Source organism: Methylobacterium sp. WSM2598 (assembly GCF_000379105.1).
Classification (GTDB): domain Bacteria; phylum Pseudomonadota; class Alphaproteobacteria; order Rhizobiales; family Beijerinckiaceae; genus Methylobacterium.
This window is the reverse complement of record NZ_KB900609.1, coordinates 4,450,689-4,469,545: the sequence shown is the minus strand read 5'-3', so window position 1 is coordinate 4,469,545 and position 18,857 is coordinate 4,450,689. Positions and strand designations below refer to the sequence as shown.

20 protein-coding genes and 1 pseudogene are annotated in these 18,857 nt (G+C 69.9%); 14 read left to right on the top strand and 7 right to left on the bottom strand.

Annotated features, from left to right (window positions below):
- Positions 1–5 precede the first annotated feature (5 nt).
- Together MET2598_RS0121200 and MET2598_RS0121195 are read right to left on the bottom strand one after the other, a co-directional pair.
- Positions 6–1,166, bottom strand: coding sequence for a patatin-like phospholipase family protein (locus MET2598_RS0121200; protein WP_018262264.1), 1,161 nt, complete (start codon positions 1,164–1,166; stop codon positions 6–8).
- 156 nt (positions 1,167–1,322) lie between these two features.
- Positions 1,323–1,628 carry a hypothetical protein gene (locus tag MET2598_RS0121195; RefSeq protein WP_012331288.1) on the bottom strand — a complete coding sequence of 102 codons (306 nt, stop codon included), beginning with the start codon at positions 1,626–1,628 and terminating at the stop codon, positions 1,323–1,325.
- Positions 1,629–2,054: 426 nt separating this feature from the next.
- Between MET2598_RS0121195 and MET2598_RS0121190 the strand changes: the two genes are divergently transcribed.
- Positions 2,055–2,969: a LysR family transcriptional regulator gene (locus MET2598_RS0121190; RefSeq protein WP_236728773.1), complete on the top strand. Its 915-nt coding sequence runs from the start codon at positions 2,055–2,057 to the stop codon at positions 2,967–2,969.
- Between the two features lie 213 nt (positions 2,970–3,182).
- Here MET2598_RS0121190 and MET2598_RS0121185 read toward each other — a convergent pair whose 3' ends face one another.
- A complete protein-coding gene (locus MET2598_RS0121185) occupies positions 3,183–3,842 on the bottom strand; it encodes a peroxiredoxin-like family protein (RefSeq protein ID WP_012331290.1) in 660 nt (219 codons plus the stop codon).
- Positions 3,843–4,122: 280 nt separating this feature from the next.
- Here MET2598_RS0121185 and MET2598_RS0121180 point away from each other — a divergent pair, with 280 nt between their 5' ends.
- Both MET2598_RS0121180 and MET2598_RS0121175 read left to right on the top strand, forming a co-directional pair.
- Complete coding sequence (locus MET2598_RS0121180; RefSeq protein WP_018262262.1) at positions 4,123–4,662, top strand: cupin domain-containing protein; 540 nt, start codon at positions 4,123–4,125, stop codon at positions 4,660–4,662.
- A 60-nt stretch (positions 4,663–4,722) separates the two neighbouring features.
- Positions 4,723–5,925 (top strand): MFS transporter, encoded by a 1,203-nt coding sequence (locus MET2598_RS0121175; RefSeq protein ID WP_018262261.1) that lies wholly within the window; start codon positions 4,723–4,725, stop codon positions 5,923–5,925.
- 352 nt (positions 5,926–6,277) lie between these two features.
- Here MET2598_RS0121175 and MET2598_RS42270 read toward each other — a convergent pair whose 3' ends face one another.
- A complete protein-coding gene (locus tag MET2598_RS42270; protein WP_012331293.1) occupies positions 6,278–6,451 on the bottom strand; it encodes a hypothetical protein in 174 nt (57 codons plus the stop codon).
- 626 nt (positions 6,452–7,077) lie between these two features.
- Here MET2598_RS42270 and MET2598_RS0121165 point away from each other — a divergent pair.
- The 8 genes and pseudogenes from MET2598_RS0121165 (at position 7,078) to MET2598_RS0121135 (ending at position 12,917) form a co-directional block, all read left to right on the top strand.
- On the top strand, positions 7,078–7,497 hold the full coding sequence (locus MET2598_RS0121165) for a hypothetical protein (RefSeq protein ID WP_018262260.1): 420 nt from the start codon (positions 7,078–7,080) through the stop codon (positions 7,495–7,497).
- A 232-nt stretch (positions 7,498–7,729) separates the two neighbouring features.
- On the top strand, positions 7,730–8,179 hold the full coding sequence (locus MET2598_RS43845; RefSeq protein ID WP_063824142.1) for a hypothetical protein: 450 nt from the start codon (positions 7,730–7,732) through the stop codon (positions 8,177–8,179).
- A gap of 46 nt (positions 8,180–8,225) precedes the next feature.
- A pseudogene (locus MET2598_RS43840) lies at positions 8,226–8,453 on the top strand (VOC family protein); the annotation flags it as partial.
- Between the two features lie 93 nt (positions 8,454–8,546).
- Positions 8,547–9,137: an NADPH-dependent FMN reductase gene (locus MET2598_RS0121155; protein WP_018262259.1), complete on the top strand. Its 591-nt coding sequence runs from the start codon at positions 8,547–8,549 to the stop codon at positions 9,135–9,137.
- Between the two features lie 65 nt (positions 9,138–9,202).
- Positions 9,203–9,463, top strand: a complete 261-nt coding sequence (locus MET2598_RS0121150; protein ID WP_012331297.1) for a hypothetical protein — start codon at positions 9,203–9,205, stop codon at positions 9,461–9,463.
- Between the two features lie 423 nt (positions 9,464–9,886).
- Entirely contained in the window at positions 9,887–10,840 is a 954-nt protein-coding gene (locus MET2598_RS0121145) for an AraC family transcriptional regulator (RefSeq protein ID WP_051086593.1), read from the top strand.
- Between the two features lie 94 nt (positions 10,841–10,934).
- The gene (locus tag MET2598_RS0121140; RefSeq protein ID WP_012331299.1) at positions 10,935–11,855 is read left to right on the top strand and encodes a LysR substrate-binding domain-containing protein; all 921 of its coding nucleotides are present in this window, start codon (positions 10,935–10,937) and stop codon (positions 11,853–11,855) included.
- Positions 11,856–12,338: 483 nt separating this feature from the next.
- Complete coding sequence (locus tag MET2598_RS0121135) at positions 12,339–12,917, top strand: cytochrome P460 family protein (RefSeq protein ID WP_018262257.1); 579 nt, start codon at positions 12,339–12,341, stop codon at positions 12,915–12,917.
- A 359-nt stretch (positions 12,918–13,276) separates the two neighbouring features.
- On the opposite strand, the gene MET2598_RS0121130 is transcribed toward MET2598_RS0121135, so the two are convergent.
- Genes MET2598_RS0121130 through MET2598_RS0121120 form a run of 3 tightly spaced genes read right to left on the bottom strand, consistent with a single transcriptional unit; the run spans position 13,277 to position 16,216 of the window.
- Complete coding sequence (locus MET2598_RS0121130; protein WP_018262256.1) at positions 13,277–14,605, bottom strand: Npt1/Npt2 family nucleotide transporter; 1,329 nt, start codon at positions 14,603–14,605, stop codon at positions 13,277–13,279.
- The gene (locus MET2598_RS0121125; protein ID WP_018262255.1) at positions 14,602–15,321 is read right to left on the bottom strand and encodes an NADPH-dependent F420 reductase; all 720 of its coding nucleotides are present in this window, start codon (positions 15,319–15,321) and stop codon (positions 14,602–14,604) included. The genes MET2598_RS0121130 and MET2598_RS0121125 overlap by 4 nt, the downstream gene beginning before the upstream one ends.
- A complete protein-coding gene (locus tag MET2598_RS0121120; RefSeq protein ID WP_026190852.1) occupies positions 15,311–16,216 on the bottom strand; it encodes an aldo/keto reductase in 906 nt (301 codons plus the stop codon). Before MET2598_RS0121120 ends, MET2598_RS0121125 begins: the two co-directional genes overlap by 11 nt.
- A 651-nt stretch (positions 16,217–16,867) precedes the next feature.
- On the opposite strand from MET2598_RS0121120, the gene MET2598_RS0121115 reads away from it, so the two are divergent.
- The 3 genes from MET2598_RS0121115 to MET2598_RS0121110 all read left to right on the top strand — a co-directional run bounded on the left by MET2598_RS0121115 (position 16,868) and on the right by MET2598_RS0121110 (position 18,857).
- Entirely contained in the window at positions 16,868–18,043 is a 1,176-nt protein-coding gene (locus MET2598_RS0121115; protein ID WP_036270466.1) for a tyrosine-type recombinase/integrase, read from the top strand.
- Position 18,044: 1 nt separating this feature from the next.
- A complete protein-coding gene (locus MET2598_RS41415) occupies positions 18,045–18,575 on the top strand; it encodes a hypothetical protein (RefSeq protein ID WP_157182231.1) in 531 nt (176 codons plus the stop codon).
- 90 nt (positions 18,576–18,665) lie between these two features.
- Complete coding sequence (locus MET2598_RS0121110) at positions 18,666–18,857, top strand: helix-turn-helix domain-containing protein (RefSeq protein WP_018262253.1); 192 nt, start codon at positions 18,666–18,668, stop codon at positions 18,855–18,857.

Below are 18,857 nucleotides of genomic sequence, written 5' to 3'. Positions count from 1 at the left end.
GCGCCTCACCGGGTCACGGCGGCGTGGCCCGCATCGGCCTCGTGCAGCACGAAGCCTTCGAGGGCGTCGACCTCGCGGGTCCAGGGCGCCTCGGCGAGCACCTGCCGCGCGTGCAGGTAGCCCGCCTCCTCGCGCAGGCGGATCCCGGTCGGGCTGAAGTCGATGTCGCGCAGGTGGTCCTCCGCCTCCAGCCGCGGGGCGAGGAGGCGCACCACGTGCATGCGGGTGAGGCAGCCATGGGCGGCGAGGGCCGCGATCTCCGGATCGGCCGCCAAGTCCCCGGGCAGGCGCCGGGCGAGTTCCGAGATCACGTGGCGGAGCCGGTGCATCTGCTTCTGGCGCGCGATGTGGCTGTGGGCGCGGCTCGCGTATTGCAGGTCCTTCTGGCGGTTGACGACCTCCCAGAGGGTTCGCGGTTCCGGCCCGGACGGGTTCCACATGTGGACCGCGAACACGACCGCGTCGCGCCGCGGGTTGTCGTCGAACACTGCCTCCACGGGCGTGTTCGAGAGGATGCCGCCGTCCCAGTAGAGGTCGTCGCCGATGCGCACCGGCGGGAAGGCCGGCGGCAGCGCCCCGGAGGCCGCGACGTGGCGCAGGTCGAGGGCCTCCTCGCGGCTGTCGAAGTAGCGCATCTGGCCGGTGCGCACGTTCGCCGCCCCGACCGTCAGCCGGCAGGGGCCGCCGTTGAGCTGCGCGAGGTCCACGAGCCCGGCCAGCGTCTCCCGCAGCGGCGCGGTCGTGTAGTAGCCGGCCGCCTCGGGGCCGAGCGGCCAGTGGGGATTGGCGAGCGCGAAGGGGTTGGGCGCGAAGAAGCCCGCCACGCCCCGCATCAGCGTCGCCCAGTGGGCGCTGGCCGGGCCGAGGCCGGGCCAGGCGGAGAGGTGGGCGCGCACGGCATCGTGCGCGACGCGGCGCCAGAAGGCGGAGAGGCGCTCCAGGCGCCGCTCGGGCGGGTTGCCGGCGATGAGGCCGCCGTTGATCGCGCCGATCGAGGTGCCGATCACCCAGTCGGGCTCGATCCCGGCCTCGTGCAGGGCGCGGTAGACGCCGACCTGGTAGGCGCCGAGGGCGCCGCCGCCCTGGAGCACGAGGACGACCTGGCCGAGGTCCCGCGGGATGCGCCGGTCGGCGGCCGGCGCATGGATCGGATTCATCGCGTTCATGACCGGCTCCCTGGGGTGATGGGTCATCCGACATCCTGTTGATGGCGTCGCCATCTCCGATTTCGGCCATGCGGATGTCGGCTTCGCTCAGGCGCCGCGCTCAGGCGCCGCGCGGGCTCGTGATCCGGGATCCGCTTCGATCAAGCGGATCCCGGATCAGCGGTTGAGCGGGCCGCCCGCGCGCGACCCGGAGCCGTCCCGGCGCGGGCCGGGCTGGCGCGCGGCCACCGGGACCGCGCCGCCCGGCCCGGTCGCGGACAGGCGGTTGTTGAGCGGCCCGCCGGCATGGCTGCCGGAGCCGAGCCGCCTCGGGTCGGGCGCGGTCGCGGGCCTCGGCGGGCCGCCGGTCGCGCTGATGCGGTCCCGGGCGGGCCCGCCCGTCTGCTGGCCGCTGCCGGTGTTCCGGGCGAGGGCGGGACCCGCGAGGCAGAGCGCGAGCCCGGCGATGAGGAGGCGGTTCATGGCAATCTCCGGCGCGCCGCCATCCGGCGGCAGCCCCATCAGAGCACCGAGGGCGCCCGGGCAGAATTCGCGAGTGGCTATGATTTCGATACCCGCCGCGGCCCGCGGCCGCCTCGGCGCGCCCGATATCCCGCGCGAGGTGACCGGCCATGGAGTTCGCCGCAAGCTCTCGAAGGGGTCCCTCGCGGCGCCCGCGGCCTCGCGGAAGTTCAGCCCGTGCGCTCGCCTTCCCCGAAGCGATGCATTACGGTCCGCTGGACCGCGCGCGGGGCGACGATATCCGCCGCTCGACTGGCCCACAGCGTCGAGGCCGGCCCGCGACCCATCCGGAGAGCGGTGGAGATCGCGTTCGGCTCCGGCCGACGGCGCTCCTGCCCCCGGCGCCTCGCCGCGGTCGGCGCGGGTCGCACCGGGTGGGGTGAGCGCATGGAAATGCATCAGGTCCGCTACTTCCTCGCGGTGGCCGAGCACCTGAACTTCACCCGCGCGGCCGAGCGCCTGCACGTGGCGCAGCCCTCGCTCACCCGCGCGATCCAGAAGCTGGAGGACGAGCTCGGCGGCCCGCTCTTCCGCCGCGAGCGCGCCCACACGCACCTGACCGAACTCGGCCGCCTGATGCAGCCCCACCTGCGGGCCGCCCTGGAGGCGGCCGAGACCGCCAAGCGGCAGGCGCAGAGCTTCCGCAAGCGCGAGACCGGGCAGCTCACGATCGGGGCCTGCTCCACCATCGCGGCCGAGACGGGCGCGCCCCTGCTCTCGGCCGTCTCGGCGGAGATCGCGGGCCTGACCCTCCAGGTCGAGATCGGCCCGTCCGCCGCCATCGAGGAGCGGCTGATCGCGGGCGAGGTCGACGCCGCCCTGCTCGCGCCCCTCGGCGAGGCCGGGGGCCGCCACGAGCGCTTCGACCTGCGGCCGATCGCCGAGGACATGTTCTGCGTCGCCTTCGCGCCCGGCCACCGGTTCGAGGCGCAGGGCGAGCTGGTGCTGGAGGATCTCGACGGGGAGCCGCTGATCGTGCGGCTCGGCTGCCGCCACGAGGAGGCGATCGCCGCCGCCATGGAGGCGCGGGGCATCAACCGGGTCGCCCGCCACGCCAGCGCGGACGAGCGCTGGCTCGCCGGGCTCGTCCGCGAGGGCCTCGGCTGCATCCTGTGGCCGGAGAGCATCGCCCGCGCCCGGCAGCTTCCCTTCCGCCCGCTCGCCGACCTTCCCCTGTGCCACCGGGTCGTCCTCCCCACGGTGGCGGGCCGGCGCCACTCGCCGGCGCTCGCCGTCCTGGTGCGGCGGGCGGCCGCGCGCGCCTCGCCCGAAAGGCGCCGGGCGACGGACCGGGTCGCCTGATCCGGGATCCGCTTGATCGAAGCGGATCCCGGATCACGAGCCCGCGCGGCGCCTGAGCGCGGCGCCTGAGCGAAGCCGACACCCGCACGGCCGAAATGGGAGATGGCGACGCCATCGACCGGATGTCGGATGAGCGGTCCGGCGGCGACAATGCTCGGCAGTCGACGGTCTCGGCAGCCTTGCCTCGCGCGGGTCCGCTTGGCCGGGCGCGGCTCAGGCGGACAGGGCGCGCAGGGCCGCCAGGATGTCGTCCGGGTCGAGGCGCCGGGTGAAGTCCGGGTCCGTGTGGGCGAGCGCGATGGTCCCGTCCCGGCGGATCAGGTAGGTGGCCGGGATCGGGAGCAGCCACGCATCCGTGCCGTAGACGTGCGAGAGGTCGACCCCGAGCGCGAGCAGGGCCTCGCGCAGGACGTCCGGCATGCGGAAGATCAGCCCGTATTGCAGCCCGACGCCGTTCATCGGGTCCTTCAGCACGGTCAGGCCCGGGACGCCGCGGCTGCGCGCCAGCAGGGTCTCGGAGGAGCCCTGCGGCGAGACCATGACGAGGCTCGCCCCCGCGGCGGTGAAGTCCGGCAGCGCCGCCAGCAGGGCGTCCATCTCGATGCGGCAGAAGGAGCACCACTCGCCGCGGAAGAAGCTGAGGATGACGGGACCCGCCCGCAGCCGCTCGGCGAGGGACAGGGTCGCGCCGTCCGGATCGGGCAGGGCGAAGTCGGGGGCGCGATCCCCGGCCAGCTTGGCGCGGGCCGCCATCCCGCTGCTGCGCAGATGGGCGACGGCCGCCTCCATGCTCGCCCTGTAGGCGCCGTCGAGCTGGTCCAGGCGGGCGCCCAGGCGCGCCCGCAGCGGCGTGACCGTTCCGGTCTCTCCCATTCCGGCCTCCCGATCACCGATGACGGCCCCGCGCGGCGTCCGCTCGCCAGGGTAGAGGAGATCCCGCGGCGACCCGAGCGGATTCGGGCGCGCGGGCCTCCCGCGCCCTCCCGCGGCGCGGCCCGACCCTCCGCGAGACTATGCCCGCGGCCCGCCCGGTTCCCATAGCGTTTGGCTATGGAGACGAGACCGGATCGGCATTTCACCCCGGTCCCGGGCGCGCCCATCGTCGGTCCAAGGCAGCCGGAGCGAACCGGCTGCGGGTCACGCATGGAGATCGATGATGATGCGCGCGCAAAAGTGCCCCCGTCCGTCGCTGCTGGCGCTGCTCGCGGCCGCTTGGGTCGGTTTCGCCTCAGCCGGCCTCACCTTGGCCGGCCTCACCTTGGCCGGCCTTGCCTGGGCCGGTCCCGCCTGGGCCGGCGCCTGCCCCGCCGGTCAGGGCCGGTCCGGCGCCGGCCCGGGCGGCCCGGGCGCGCCGGTGGGCGTCACCGACACGGTGCTCGGCGCCCTCGACCTCGCCAAGGAGAGCGGCGTCGCGGTGCCGGGCCGCAGCTTCCGCATCCGCAGGCTGGTCGTGCAGCCCGGCGGGATCGTGCCGTTCCACAGCCACGAGAACCGGCCCGCCCTGATCTACGTCGTGCAGGGCACGATCGTGGAGCACGCCTCGACCTGCGCGGTGCCTATCGTCCACCGCGCGGGCGACGTCTCGCGAGAGACCCGGGACGTGGCCCATTGGTGGAAGAACGAGTCGAGCAAGCCCGTCACCCTGATCTCGGCCGACCTGTTCCCCGAGAAGGAGGATCCGCACGTGATGTGAGCCCGTCCCGGGCGGGCGGCGGACGCCCCCGCCCGGGCCCCTCCGCGGGAGCCCCGACCCATGACCGCCTCCCCCGCCCTCGGCCCCGCCGAGCGGCCCGCCGGCCTGTCGCCGCAGCGCGTCCGCTCCCTGCTGATCGGCCTCATCGCCTTCCTGACTCTCGCCGACCTCTTCGCCGCCCAGGCGATCCTGCCGGCCCTCGCCCGGGCCTACGCGGTCGCTCCGGCCGCGATGGGCCTCGCGGTGAACGCCTGCACCTGCGGCATGGCCGCGGCGAGCCTCGGCGTCGCCGTGGCGGGGCGCCGCCTCGACCGGCGCCGCGGCATCGTGGCGAGCCTCGTGCTCCTGACCCTGCCGACCGCTCTCCTGTGCGCCGCGCCCGACCTCACCGCCTTCGCGCTCCTGCGCGTCGCCCAGGGCCTGTGCATGGCGAGCGCCTTCACGCTCACCCTGGCCTATCTCGGCGAGCATTGCGGCCCCTCCCTGGCGGCGAGCGCCTTCGCGGCCTACGTCACCGGCAACGTCGCCTCGAATCTGGGCGGGCGCCTCCTCGCGGCGGGCGCGGCCGAGCATCTCGGGCTCGGCCCCACCTTCCTGGTGCTGGCCGGCCTCAACCTCGCGGGGGCCGGGCTGGTCGCGGTCGGGCTCACCCACGCCACCGCCCTGGTGCCGATGCCGCCCGTGCGGCGCGCGGCCCTGGCCACGCTCGCGCGCCACGCCGGCAATCCGAGGCTGCTCGCCGCCTTCGCGGTCGGGTTCTGCATCCTGTTCGCCTTCATCGGGACCTTCACCTTCGTCGCCTTCGTCCTGGCGAGGGCACCTTTCGGCCTCGACCAGATGGCGCTCGGGCTCGTCTGCCTCGTCTTCCTGCCCGCCCTGGCGACGACGCCGCTCGCCGGCCGGGTCGTGCCGCGGCTCGGGCCGCGCCGGGCGCTCCGGCTCGGCCTCGTCGTGGCGGGGGCCGGGCTGCCGCTCCTGCTCGCCTCCCACCTCGTCCCCCTCCTCGCCGGGCTGACCCTGGTGGCGGCCGGCACCTTCTTCGCGCAGGCCGTGGCGACGGGCTCCGTCGGGCAGGCCGCCGAGGGCGACCGGGGCGCCGCGAGCGGGCTCTACCTCGCGGCCTACTTCGCCGGCGGCCTCGTCGGCAGCATCGTGCTCGGGGCGGTCTTCGACCGCTTCGGCTGGCCCGCCTGCGCGGCGGGCATCGGCGCCGCGCTCCTCGCCGCGGGCTGCGTCGGCGCCCGCTTCGACGGGCGCGACTGATCCGGAATCGGGTTGATCCAAGCGGATCCCGGATCCCGGATCACGCGCCCGCGCGGCGCTCGAGCGAAGCCGACATCCGCATGGCGACGCAATCCGTCGGATTCGGGAGATGCGGTTGCGGGCGATCCGTTCGGGCCGGTCGGCGCGGCGCGGGGCTCCCGCGGCGCCCGGCGGCCATCCCGTTCGAGGACGTGCCGGCGTTCCTCGCGGCCCTGGCGCTGGAGCTCTGCATTCCGAACGCGCCGCGGTCGGGCGAGGTGCTCGGCGGGCTGGAGCGAGATCGACCGGACCGCGAATGTCTGGGCCGTTCCTGCGGAGCGGATGAACCCATTCAGGGTTGGAGCAGCGCCGCTCAGCCGATGTACGGCCACGCCCGCAGCGGGCAGGTCATCTCCGCCGCGAACGGCGCGTCAGTCGCCGGCTCGGTCCGCGGGGCAGCGGCATCGGTCGCGGCGAGTGTGGGAGCCGCGTGGCTCCAGACGACGAGAACGGCCGCCGCCGCGATGATCCGGATGATGTCCAGCATGAGCAGGTCCCCCTTGCGCGGTCATCGACGACCGTCCGTGACGTGGACCTCTAAAGCTCAGCCGTTGCGGGGCGATTGCGTCGATTATTGCTCCGCTTGCGACGCTTCAGGATGCGGATCCGGGGCGCAGGCCGTCCTGCGCGCCGTCGCACGCGCCCGAGCGTGGTGACGCCGTCGACTTGCCCCCGCTCGCAACCATCATTATTGACAGTAATAAGCCACGGCGAGAGCCGCATGGCCGTGGCGGCCCGGCCTCAACCCGTTCGCAGAGTCGTCGGGCCGCCACCCTCGACCTCCCGTCGCACGAGCACCCGCTGGACGTCGGCTGCCGTCCATCCCGCCGAGCCACGGGCCTTCGGGACGCCGCGTCCGCTCAAGGCGCGGGCTCGGCAGTTTCGCGAAGCCTGACAGGGCGGCCCAGCCGCGCGGGCCCGACCTCTCAACCCAGACCCGGCCCGCTCTTCGGATCCATCGGCGGCAGCAAGCCACCTCCTCCGCGCAACTTCCCGCGACCAGCCTGCTGTGCCGTATCGCACAGCAGAATGCCGGACCGTGTTGATCTTCTCTCCCCCGCTTCCCGATGCCGACTGACCTCATTCACGGCACGGGTGCGGAGGACCCCCACCATGACGTTTCGCACGGCCGCCATGACAAGCATCGCCCCGCTCCTGCTGGCCATCTGCGGGGTGACGTCGTCTTCCGCCGAGCCAGCGTCCATCGGCGGCCCGAAGATCCTCGTGCACGGCAACTATTGCGGGCCCGGCAACAACGCTCCCCTGCCGCCGATCGATGCCCTCGACGCGGCCTGCGCGCGCCATGACGCGTGCACGCCCAGCAGGGGACTTCCCGCGAAAGCCTGCAACGTTCGGCTTGAGCGGGAAGCGACGGCCATCGCGCGTGATCCGCGCCAGCCCGACAATCTGCGCGCGATGGCCGGCGCGGTCGCCGCATTCGCGGCCGCCAACCCGTCGCAGTCGGCTCCCAACGGGACGCCTGAGCGCGTGGGAGCCGCCGTGGCCAACATCGTCTTGTCGGGCCTGAGATAAGGGTGAGCTCGACGCACGCTCGGAGCCGGGATGCGGGAGAGGCTTGGCTAGGAGGGGATTGGCCTGGAGGGGATTGGCCAGGAGGGGATTGGCCAGGAGGGGCTTGGCCAGGAGGGGTTTGGCCGTTCATTCCGCTCCCGCACGGCGCGATGCCGCCACGGACCCGACATCCTGACGTGGGAGCAGGACTCCGACGACCAAGACCGATCCCGCGCCGATTCGGGCCGCGGACATGCGGCTCGTAGGCGTCGTCATCCCTGTGTCGGATGTCGACCGTGCCCAGCCGTTCTACCCCGGCCTGGGCTGGCGGCCGGATGCAGACTTCGCCTCCGGCGACGGCTGGTACGCGGTCCCGTTCACGCCGCCCGGCTCCGGCGCCTCGGTCATCCTCGGCGCGAACCTCACGGCCGCCGCACCCGGCTCCGCCAGGGGATCGTACCGCGTCGTCTCCGACGTCGAGGCGGCTCGCCAGGATCTGCGCCGTCGCGGTGTCGAGGTCAGCCAGAGGTTTCACGGTGCGGACAACGCGCGCACGGGCACGGACGAGCCCTGCCTGTTCGGGCGCGGCCGGGTCGGCGGCGGACCCCGGGCAACGCAGCGACCGCGCGCACGCCTCGTTCAGTCACACGCTGTCCGGACGATCACGTCCGGACAGCGTGTGACAGGTCCGCGCGGCGCTTGAGCGAAGCCGACATCCGCATTGCGGAGCAATCCGTCGGATGTCGGATGATCCGGACGGCAACGGCCGGCTGCTCCAGGACGTCACCGAGCGACTCCCGGGCCGGGTGGAGGCCGGCACGACCTTCTCCTCGGGCGCCGATCCCGCGGCGGCGCTCCGCCGCGCGGCTGCGGCGCACGGCGCGCACGAGACGCGGACCGGCGCGCACGATGAGGATTGGCCCGACCGGTACGCCCGGTCCATTGCCGGCGGGCAAGCCGGCAGGCCGTTGCCGCACGAGGCGCCGCATGCTGGAGTTTCATCATCAGCGACGGATCGTCGGCGGCCGACGACCCGCACGCTGCCGGAAGCCGGCCGCCGAGTGACTGGGATGAGCAACCGAATTCTTGTCTTCTACGGCTCCTACCGGTCCGACCGGACGGGGATCCGACTGGCGGAGTTCCTGGTCGAGCGGCTGCGCCGCCGCGGGGACGAGGTCGAGCTGATCGACGCCAAGGCCATCAATCTCCCGATGCTCGACCGGATGTACAAGGAGTACCCGAAGGGCGAAGCTCCCGACGGCCTCGAGCAGCTGGCGCAGAAGATTCGCGGCGCCGACGGGTTCGTGTTCGTGACCGGCGAGTACAACTGGGGCGTCCAGCCCGGATTGAAGAACCTGACCGACCACTTCCTGGAGGAGTGGTTCTGGCGTCCTGCAGCGATCGCGAGCTACTCGGCCGGCCGTCTGTCCGGCGCGCGGGCGGCGACCGCCTGGCACGGCACGCTCTCCGAGATGGGGATGATCGTCATATCGAGCACGATCGCGGTCGGTCCCATCGGATCAACCTTGTCGCCCGAGGGCGAACCGACCGGCGAGGGCGGCCGGGCCCTCGACGCTGCGTTCCCGCGCTTCGCCGACGATCTCACGTGGTGGGTCGAAGCGGCCAAGATGCAGCGGCAACGCAAGCAGCCGCCGTACTGAGCACGAAGACGTCGATCCTGGCGGCGGAGACGATCCGGGCGATCTCGGCGCAGAGGAGTTCCGTCATGCGACCCGACATGGTTCCCGGAGCGAGCTTCCCCGACGATGAACCGGCGGACCATACCGGCAAGCGTCGGAAGCTGTCCGACCTGCAAGGGCAGCACCCGATGATCCCGGTTCTCAGCCGCGGCGGTTTCTGCCCCGAGGACCGCCGGCGGCACGAGGGCTTGGTTCAGCGTCGTCGTGAGCGCGAAGTCGGTTACTGCCGCCTCGTTACGTTCAGGGAACGCGCCGGCCCGATCGGGATATCGGTACGCCCGAGCTGAAAGCTGCATGGAAGGAAGGGAGAAAGGAGGGCTTCAATCCTTACGGAATGAGCTATGCGCACACCATCGGCGAACAGGATCAGGATCTGGGTTGTTTCCGCCGCTCCGGCGTCCTCCTTCCGGTGCCGGATGTGACAAGGTGCGCGCCCCCCGGCGGTGCTGGCTGGTGCTCCCGGCCGGGTCCGACCTGCGCCGCTGACCAGGACCAAGCCGCCGACGGGCTGAGAACCGCTCGCACGGAATAGAGTCACCGCTGCCCATCATTCTGGCCCGCGTGCTCGCAAGCGAAAGATCCGTGGCGCTTGCGCAATTGCCGTGTGCGTGTGCATCGAGGCGGCTCCCTGCGCCCCCGCGCACTCCGTTGCCGGGATAGGTGATTCGGGTTACGTTCAGGTAACCTGGGCGTTCTGGGCAGTGCTTGCGATGGAGCTTCAGGGACACACCGCGTTCAAGTACGTGACGGGCAGACGGTTGGGGACGTCGTCCGGTCGCGGCTGGACGAGCGTCCTGGCCGAGCGCTGGGATCATGAGGCTGGTGCCCTGCCCTCGCTGCTTCCCCGGGAAACCGAGGTCGCGGTTCTGCTCAGCGGCCGTTCCCTCGTGTACCGCGAGGGGGCTGGGTTGCGGCAGAGGACTCCCGGTCATTCCGGGACCGTCTGGCTCTGCCCGGCCGGTATCCGGGAAGAACGCATCGACTTCGAGCAGCCGCTCCACGATTGTCTGCACATCTTCCTGCCGCCCGATCCGTTCGCGGAGTGCGTGCTGCAGGATCTCAATATCGATCCTGCTCGTGCGGGGCTTCGCTATGAAGCAATCGCCTACGATCCGTTCATCGAGCAGATTGCATTCGCGATCAACCGCGAGCTGCAGGCAGAAACCTCCGCCGGACGCCTGCTGGTCGAGTCGCTCGCCCGGTCACTTTCGGCATATCTCGTTAACCGCTATTCGGAACTTTCGACGCGGGCGATAGGATTTTCGTCCGAGGCTAAGCCGATCGACAGCCGGCGAATGTCGCGCGTTTTAGAGTTCATCGGAGCCCGCCTTGATCAGAACTTCACCGTAGCGGAATTGTCATCAGTCGCCTGCATGAGTCAGGCCCATTTCGCGCGCGCATTCAAGGCAACGACCGGGCACGCGCCGCACGCGTTCGTAAGCCGGATGCGGCTCGAATCAGCGAAGCGGATGCTGGCCGATGGCCTCCGGCCGATCGGCGAGATCGCCCTGGCTGCCGGCTTCTCTTCGCAATCCAACTTCTCGAGGGCGTTCCGCAGCGCCGTGGGCCTGCCGCCCGGTGACTATCGCCGCAGCCAAGCCCGATCGCGAGCCGCATCGGGAGAGCTCACGCAGGCAGGGCAGCGATCGTCAGTCGCGGAATAGCGACGCGCAGGCCGTGAATAGCGGAGCCGCTTCACGGCTGGCACTCTCTCACGGATGCCGCGACCACGCCGTAGCGGTGGCAGGCCGAACCGCGATGAGAACACCAAATCACCTGAATGCGCTGCGCACCTTCGAGGCTGCCGCCCGGCATCTCAGCTACGTCGCCGCTGGGGACGAGTTGGGTGTGACGCCCGCTGCCGTCAGTCAGCTCGTCCGCGGCCTGGAGGAGACGCTCGGTGTAAAGCTGTTCCGCCGTTCGCGGTCAGGTCCGGCTAGGCTCGAACTCACCGACCTTGCCCAGTCCGCTATTCCGGATCTGCAGGCCGGCTTCTACCACCTGGCAGTCGTCATCGAGCGGCTGAGGACGGGTAGCGCTTCCGCTGCCATTCGCGTCGCCGTGCCGTCAGCGTTCGCAGACAAGTGGCTGCTGCCCCGGGTACAGCGCTTCCGCCACGATCATCCGGACTACGATCTGCACATCGGTACGAACTGCCGGTTCGGGGAACTGGCTGCCGGCAGGCTCGACATCTGCGTCTGGTTCGGCGCAGAGCCCTCGCCCGGGTTCCAGTCGACTCTTCTGCTGCGGGAGGGGTGCTTTCCCGTCTGCAATCCCAATCAGGTTGCCGGTTACCGGCCGCCACGATGTGCCGATGAGTTAAACCGCTTTCCGCTCATCCACGACGTCTCGGCAGCGGCGAGAGGCACGTCCTTGACGTGGCGCGCCTGGCTCCAGCGCGCAGGCATCGGCGGTATCGATACGGGGCGCGGGCTGCATCTCGATGATCCCGGTGCAGCGATCCAGGCCGCCGTCGCGGGCTGCGGCGTCGCGCTCGCCCGGAGCGCCCTTGTCCGAGCCGAGCTTGAGGAGAGGCGCTTGTTTCGCCCGTTCGGCGCGCGCCTCGGATCGGAACTCGGCTACTACGCCCTCCGTCGGCGCGAGGACGCGGACAGGGAGCCCGTCGCGTTATTCCACGACTGGCTAATCGCAGAAGCCCGGCGAGATCGCGAGGCGTGAGCACGCTCAATATTTTCTTTCTCCCGCATGCAGAACATCTTGTTTGCATCTGAGGGCAGCAATCCTCATGGTGAGATCACCGTGGCATGCAGATGCGGACGACGAGCGCGAGGGGTGACTCTCATGGCTGGCGTTGCGTACGGTATGCGTCATACGACATCCGGTTGATTGCTTCGCCATCTCGCATTTCGGCCATGCGGATGTCGGCTTCGCTCGGGCGCCGCGCGGGCTTGGGATACGGGATCCGCTTGGATCAAGCGGATCCCGGATCAGTCAGCAACCCAGCTATTCCGCCACGACGAAGCACGCCTCGTAACCGTTGGCGTGCTTCGTGATCAGCTTGATCCAGCCCGAAATCAAATCAATGATCGCGTGTTTTGGATCACGATTCGTAGCGTGCGGATCTTTGTAAGTCGGTCTACGGTCATTCTTGCCGCGGGCGAGTGATAATCCTGTTTGCGACACCTCTGCGAGGAGGAAGCGATGCTCAAGTGGAATTTGCTTTCTTGCGTCAGCCTTCGATTGGCTTCAATCGTCGTGTTTGGCTCGGCGATCGCTGCCTTGGGCGGCCTGGCCCTTGCCCAGCAGGACAAGTACGGCGTGAGCGTCCCGGGCGGGCTCTCGTTCTCCGAGTTCAGGGGATACGAGGGCTGGCAGGTCGTCTCAACCAGCCACAGCGACAAACTGGTCGCGGTGATCCTCGCCAATCCCGTGATGATCGACGCCTACCGGACCGGCATCCCAGGAAACGGGAAGCCCTTCCCGGACGGTTCCAAGATGGCGAAGGTTCATTGGAACCCAGCGAGGCAGCAGTACTTTCCGGACACGACGGTGCCGGGCACCCAGCACGATGTGGATTTCATGGTGAAGGACAGCAAGCGGTTCGCGGATAGCGGCGGGTGGGGATACGCCGTGTTCGAATACGACGCTGCGAGCGAGACCTTCTCGCCCGGCACCCTGGAGAACCAGCCGCCGCAGGCGAACGACGCCAAGTGCGGGTTCGCGTGCCACACCATCGTGGAGAAGAGAGACTACGTCTTCACGGAATTCGCGAAGAGGTGATGGTGAGCTCCAGCTTGAGGCGAAAGGAACCGGCGTCCTCGTGCCCGGCCGTGCCGAAGCCCGTGATACGAAATCCGAATGATTGCTTCGCAATGCGGATTTCGTATGGGTTCCTCACCGGCTTCGCCGTCCGTCACGGATGAAGCCTGAGCGTGCATGCGGTCAGAGTTTGGCACGCTGGCATAGCGACTTTCTGTTGAGCGGATCACGTCGAAGGCGCGCCGGTATGAATTAGATCGTGTCAATCTCTCACACTTTGCTCCCTTCATGAGTTGGGCTCGGGGGACCTAAGGGCGGAATATGTCATGGCCGGCATCATATGCCGAGACCGCTTCTGGCGAAGAGACCATCCTCCTCCGTCAGCGAGGCTCCACGGCATCCCGCCTGCGCGCCAGCGTCTCCTGCCGCTGCCCGAGCCAGAGTCCGGCACCGAGCCAGATCAGGGAGAGCGGAACCGCGATGAGCGGCAGCGCTGCGGGGCTGAGGCCGGCGAGACCTGTCAGGTCGTACGACCACGCGCCGACCTGGTCGCCGAGCCGGTAGACCACCGTGTCGATGAAGCTCTTGGCCTTGTAGCGGTCCTCCCGGTCGAGGACGGTGAACAGCACCTCGCGCGTGGGCTTGGCGACCGCGAAGTTCGCGGCGCGCCGCAGCACGTTGAAGACCACCACGGCGGCGATCGTGGGGGCCAGCGCCAGCACCGCGAAGCCGATGAGCGTCACGGTCGGCAGGATGGCGAGCGTCGGACCAACCCCGATCCGGCGCACGATGCGCCCGGTGAGGAAGAACTGGATGCCCAGCGTCAGCGCATTCGCCGCCAAGTCGACGCTGGCGAAGAAGGCGGTCTGCGCCCCGCGGTCGGGAAAGCTGCGCTTGGCGATCCCCGCCTGCTCGAAGTACAGGAAGGTCGAGGTGATGGAGTAGAGCAGCAGGATCAGGCTGATCGCCAGGAGGTAGGGCGAGCGCAGCGCGCGGGTCATGCCCGCCGTCACGCTGCCGCCGATGGCCTGCGTGCCGGCGCCCGACCGCCGGTGCAGCGCGTCCGAGAGCCGCGCGAGCCCGCGCATGCTGAACACCGCGACCTCCAGGAGGAGGGCCGCAGCCAGGAGGAGCACGGCGGTCGGCACGTCCCGCGCCAGCACCGCCGTGAACGCCGAGCCCGCGATGGCCCCGAGCGTCGCGCCCGCCGCGATGAAGCCGAACAGCCGCTTGCCCTGCTCGGTGTCGAACACGTCCACGATCGTCGCCCAGAAGATCGAGACGACGAACAGGTTGAAGACCGACAGCCAGACGAAGAAGGCCCGCCCGATCCACACCACCTGCTCGCCCTCCGCGCGCGCGATGGCGCCCGCGAACAGGAGGATGTTGAGGGCGAAGAAGCGGTAGGTGAGGGGCACGAAGCGCGCGCGCGGCAGGGTGCGCACCAGCCACGCGAAGGGCACGTTGAGCGTCAGCATGCCGAGCAGCGTCGCGGTGAACAGCCAGGGCAGGTTCTCCAGCCCGCCTGCGAGGCCCATCTGGTCGCGGATCGGCCGCATCACGTAGTACGAGGACAGGATCGAGAAGATGTAGAGCCAGGACCAGGCCAGGGCCGACGTCTCCCCGGGGCGCACGTCGATCAGCCGCCGCAGCCAGCCCGGCGCCTGCGCGCCGAGGCCGCTCGTCGCGGGTGTCGCGTCCCTCCTCACGGGACGAGTCCGAAGGCCTTGCGCGCCTCGGCGGCGGTGACGTCGAGGCCGAAGCCCGGGCTCCCCATCGCGAAGCGCTTGGCCGCGTCGAGCGGGCCGACCACCACGGGGTCGAAGCCGGCATCGCGCACGAGACCCTCGGCCACCGCCACGGCCTCGGCGTCGTCGCCGGCGAGCGGCACAGCCATGAGTCCGCCGGAGCGGTGGGCGTTCGTTCGAAAGACCTTGGAGTTCGCCGCGTTGAACGCCCGCACGATCCGCGCCCCGGGGAGGTACTTCGCCGAGGTCGCCCCGATGCCCCGCTCCTCGGCCTCCGCCGCGAGATCGCCGTCGCGCGCCCGCGTGGCATCGCCGGCGTCGAGCACGATCTTGCCCGCGAGGGCCCGCGCGTAGTCCCGCCCGAGGTCCGGATAGGCCTTGTAGGGCACGGCGAGCAGCACCGCCCCGCCGAAGGCGAGCGCCTCCGCGACGGTGCCGGCCTTGGCCTGCGGCCCCTGCTCCTTCACGAGATCCGCCAGTTCCTCCGGGTGGCGCGAGGCGAAGAGCACCGGGTGCCCCGCCTTGATCCACAATCCTCCGATGGTGCTGCCGATGTTGCCCGCCCCGATCACCCCGACCGGCATCTTCTGCGGCTGGCCGCGGGCCGGCAGCGCGCCCGCGAGCGCGCCGACCGCGGCAAGCGTGAGCACGGCGCGACGGTTCGGGTCAGAGGCCATCGATGAACTCCTCCATCGTGCGGCGTTGCGCTGCGTCAGGAAGGCGGCCGCGCGCGGCCCCGAGGTTGTCCTCGACGTAGCGGGCCTGCGCCATGCCCGGCACCGGGCAGGTCACCGCCTCGTGCGAGAGGACGTATTTGAGGAAGAACTGCGCCCAGGACGCGCAGTCGCACTCGGCCGCGAAGGCGGGCAGCTCACGGCCGCGCACCAGGGAGAAGAGCCGCTCGCGGCCGAAGGGCACGTTGACCATCACGGCGACGCCCCGGTCGCGCGCGAGCGGCAGGATGCGCTCGGCGGCCTGGCGCGCGTCGATGGCGTAGTTGACCTGGATCACGTCGAGGCGCTCGCGCCGCATCAGGGCCTCCAGGTCGCCGTACTGGCGCTCGACCCAGGTCGTCGCGCCGAGGTAGCGGATGCGCCCGGCGTCCTTGAGCCGCCGCAGCTCCGCGAGCTGCGTGTCCGCGTCGATGAGGTTGTGCACCGCGATCAGATCCATGGTCTCGGTGCGCATCCGCCGGAACGAGCGCGCGATCTGGGCGCGCCCCGCCTCGGTTCCCTCCGCCGCCACCTTGCTGCAGAGGAACACCTTGTCGCGAAGCGTCTCCTCCGAGAGGATGACGCCCAGCACCTCCTCCGCCCGGCCGTAATCCGGCGCGGTGTCGATCACCCGCCCACCGAGATCGACGAAGCGGCTCACGGCCTCGCGCAAGGGGGCCACGGCGTCGGGCAACGGTGCGACGTCGTAGCGGCGCGACGTGCCGATCCCGATCACCGGCACCGCTTCGCCCGTCGCGGGGATCGGCCGCCGCAGCAGCGGCGCGGCCTCGGCGCGGCCCACCGCCGGCGCGAGGCAGGCGGCCGCTCCGGCGAGCACGGCACGGCGGGTCGGCATCATGCGGAGCATTCCTCTCGGCATGGTTGCATGGCGCCGAGCATCTAGAGCGGGAGCGCGCGGCGCCGACCCGGGCGGCCGAACACGCTTCGGTGAACCGACGGCCGACCGGCCGCGGCGGCTCGGCCGCGCGCTTTGGATCTCGGTGCAGCATGGCGGAGGCCGATGCCGCGATCTGTGCGAGGTGGCTTTCTGCCGGCGGGGCACGGGCGCGCCCTGCGGAGGGCTGGGGCGCGGGGCGTTCAGGTCCGGGCCGCTGCGATCAGCGGCCCGGCCCCGAGGGTGTGGAACATCCGCTTCCTTGAGAGGTGGTCAGCGAGCCGCGTCGCCGCGCAGCGGCTTGGTTCGACGGTGGCTATTCCGACGGCGTGCCAGGAGGCCGCGGTCCAGGGCGCTGGCAGGCGGGAGCGTCGGCACCGTGCCGTTGATTCAGGTGACAATTCGGGTCAGCGCACCGAAAAACACCTTCGTTCAAAGCCTTGCGCTTGAGGCTTGGCGGAGACGGAGTCCGCCATACTATGGTTCATCGACGTCCAGCATCGTTCACGAGAGCCTGAAAAATCAGTGGCTTGTCTCCCAGCTTGTCTTCCAACGTCCGCCCCTGTTCGCTACAATCCGTGTCACGCGTTGGGGTGAATGTTGGGGTGAGTTGGGGTGGCCCGTCCAGTGAAAAGGCTGAGCGCCCGCTCAGTCGCAACCATCACCAAGCCCGGCCGCCACGCAGACGGTGACGGGCTCTACCTCATCGTTGACCCCAGCGGCGCCAAGCGCTGGCTCTTCCTGTTTCGCTGGCAAGGCAAGCTGAAGGAGATGGGCCTGGGTGGCGTCTCAACCGTGTCACTCGCCGAGGCGCGTGAAGCTGCATCTGAGGCGCGCCGGCTCGTCAAGTCAGGACGCAACCCGATAGAGCAGCGGCGGGCTGCTAAATCGGATGAGGCGGCCCTCGTCACCTTCGGCGCCTTCGCCGACAAGGTCGTGGCGGACCTGTCGCCTGGCTTCCGGAATGAGAAGCATCGGGCACAGTGGGCCATGACGCTCACCAACTACGCCGCGCCGCTGCGCTCCATGCCGGTCGAGGCGATTGGCACCGACGATTTGCTCGCGGTGCTGGAGCCGATCTGGCAGGCTAAGAGCGAGACTGCCTCGCGGCTGCGGGGACGGATCGAGCGCGTTCTGGACGCCGCCAAGGCGAAGGGCCTGCGCACGGGCGAGAACCCGGCGCGCTGGCGCGGCCACCTCGACAAACTGTTGCCCGCTCGCCGCAAGCTCATGCGCGGGCACCACGCGGCCATGCCGTTCGAGGACGTGCCGGCGTTCCTCGGGGCCCTGCGAGAGCGCGAGGCTGTCGCAGCACTCGCCCTTGAGTTCTGCATCCTGAACGCGTCGCGGTCAGGAGAGGTGCTGGGGGCCTGCTGGGGCGAGATCGATCGCAAAGCGAAGGTCTGGATCGTTCCGGCAGAGCGGATGAAGGCAGGTCGGGAGCACCGGGTTCCCCTCACCTCTCGCGCGCTGGAGATCCTGGACCACGTGGAGGCGGTGCGGACAGGCGAGTACGTCTTCCCCGGCCAGAAGCGGGACCGTCCTCTCTCGGTGATGGCGATGGAGATGCTGCTGCGGCGAATGCAGGTGCCGTACACCGTCCATGGCTTCCGCTCTTCGTTCCGGGACTGGGCGGGTGAGCGCACGTCGTACCCGCGCGAGATCGCCGAAACGGCGCTGGCACACGTGGTTGGGGATGCGACCGAACGAGCCTACAGGCGCGGTGATGCGCTGGAAAAGCGCCGCAAGCTGATGGAGGAGTGGGAGCTCTACTGTGGTGGAGGGGTGTGACATGGGCCATGGCGGCAGAAGAGAGGGCGCGGGTCGCAAAGAGATTTTGGATATTGATCAAAGATTTACGCTTTTTACCCGCTACGAGCGCCGCGTATTTGATCTGAAAAACCAAAAGACAAACGACAAACTGTACGGTGAGGGCGGAGTACTTGAAAAGGTCCACGAATGTTCAGAGACAATCGATAGCTATGTCATGGCAAAAAAGGGCTCCGCTAAATATCAAACTTATCTCAAGAGGAGAATCGAGGGGGTGGGTATTGGCGACGGTGATCATACCATAGATGAGGCTTATCTGGATTTGCAGGACCAAATTCACAATGTGTTTGGAGGCGCAAGAAGGGTTGGGCTCATCCCTAAACGCCCTTATCGCTTTCGGAACGATGTACTTAAGGCCCTTGCTGAGGAGGCATCCAAGGAGTTCGGAGTTCGTGTCACCCCACGGCGGGTTCGCGCGTGTGTGGAAGAGTTTCGTGCTGTTCTGAGAGCCGACGAGCCCGACCACACCAACGAGCTCGACGAGGAAACTTGATTTCTGGGCGCGTCCTCACAGGTGTGCTGAGGCAGTCCACTACCGTGCTCCTGAACGCCGGATTGCCCGGCCACGTTCAGGAGCACTCACATGTCCGAGAAGCGCGCGCACACCATCGCGGAGGTCGTCCAGATCTCTGGGGCCGGCCGCACCACCATCTACGCCGAGATCGCTGCCCAGCGCCTCAAGGCCAAGAAGCTCGGTCGGCGCACCCTCATCACCGCGGATGACCTGCATAACTGGCTCGACCGCCTCCCCGCCCTCGAGCGGCGGGGAGCGTAA

Coding starts and splice junctions, on each gene's coding strand:
- MET2598_RS0121140 (WP_012331299.1), top strand. CDS start 10,935: ATGAGAACACCAAATCACCTGAATGCGCTGCGCACCTTCGAGGCTGCC.
- MET2598_RS0121185 (WP_012331290.1), bottom strand. CDS start 3,842: ATGGGAGAGACCGGAACGGTCACGCCGCTGCGGGCGCGCCTGGGCGCC.
- MET2598_RS42270 (WP_012331293.1), bottom strand. CDS start 6,451: ATGCTGGACATCATCCGGATCATCGCGGCGGCGGCCGTTCTCGTCGTC.
- MET2598_RS0121195 (WP_012331288.1), bottom strand. CDS start 1,628: ATGAACCGCCTCCTCATCGCCGGGCTCGCGCTCTGCCTCGCGGGTCCC.
- MET2598_RS0121135 (WP_018262257.1), top strand. CDS start 12,339: ATGCTCAAGTGGAATTTGCTTTCTTGCGTCAGCCTTCGATTGGCTTCA.
- MET2598_RS41415 (WP_157182231.1), top strand. CDS start 18,045: ATGGGCCATGGCGGCAGAAGAGAGGGCGCGGGTCGCAAAGAGATTTTG.
- MET2598_RS0121175 (WP_018262261.1), top strand. CDS start 4,723: ATGACCGCCTCCCCCGCCCTCGGCCCCGCCGAGCGGCCCGCCGGCCTG.
- MET2598_RS0121150 (WP_012331297.1), top strand. CDS start 9,203: ATGCGACCCGACATGGTTCCCGGAGCGAGCTTCCCCGACGATGAACCG.
- MET2598_RS0121145 (WP_051086593.1), top strand. CDS start 9,887: ATGGAGCTTCAGGGACACACCGCGTTCAAGTACGTGACGGGCAGACGG.
- MET2598_RS0121120 (WP_026190852.1), bottom strand. CDS start 16,216: ATGATGCCGACCCGCCGTGCCGTGCTCGCCGGAGCGGCCGCCTGCCTC.
- MET2598_RS0121125 (WP_018262255.1), bottom strand. CDS start 15,321: ATGGCCTCTGACCCGAACCGTCGCGCCGTGCTCACGCTTGCCGCGGTC.
- MET2598_RS0121155 (WP_018262259.1), top strand. CDS start 8,547: ATGAGCAACCGAATTCTTGTCTTCTACGGCTCCTACCGGTCCGACCGG.
- MET2598_RS0121165 (WP_018262260.1), top strand. CDS start 7,078: ATGACGTTTCGCACGGCCGCCATGACAAGCATCGCCCCGCTCCTGCTG.
- MET2598_RS0121190 (WP_236728773.1), top strand. CDS start 2,055: ATGGAAATGCATCAGGTCCGCTACTTCCTCGCGGTGGCCGAGCACCTG.
- MET2598_RS0121200 (WP_018262264.1), bottom strand. CDS start 1,166: ATGAACGCGATGAATCCGATCCATGCGCCGGCCGCCGACCGGCGCATC.
- MET2598_RS0121180 (WP_018262262.1), top strand. CDS start 4,123: ATGATGATGCGCGCGCAAAAGTGCCCCCGTCCGTCGCTGCTGGCGCTG.
- MET2598_RS43845 (WP_063824142.1), top strand. CDS start 7,730: ATGCGGCTCGTAGGCGTCGTCATCCCTGTGTCGGATGTCGACCGTGCC.
- MET2598_RS0121110 (WP_018262253.1), top strand. CDS start 18,666: ATGTCCGAGAAGCGCGCGCACACCATCGCGGAGGTCGTCCAGATCTCT.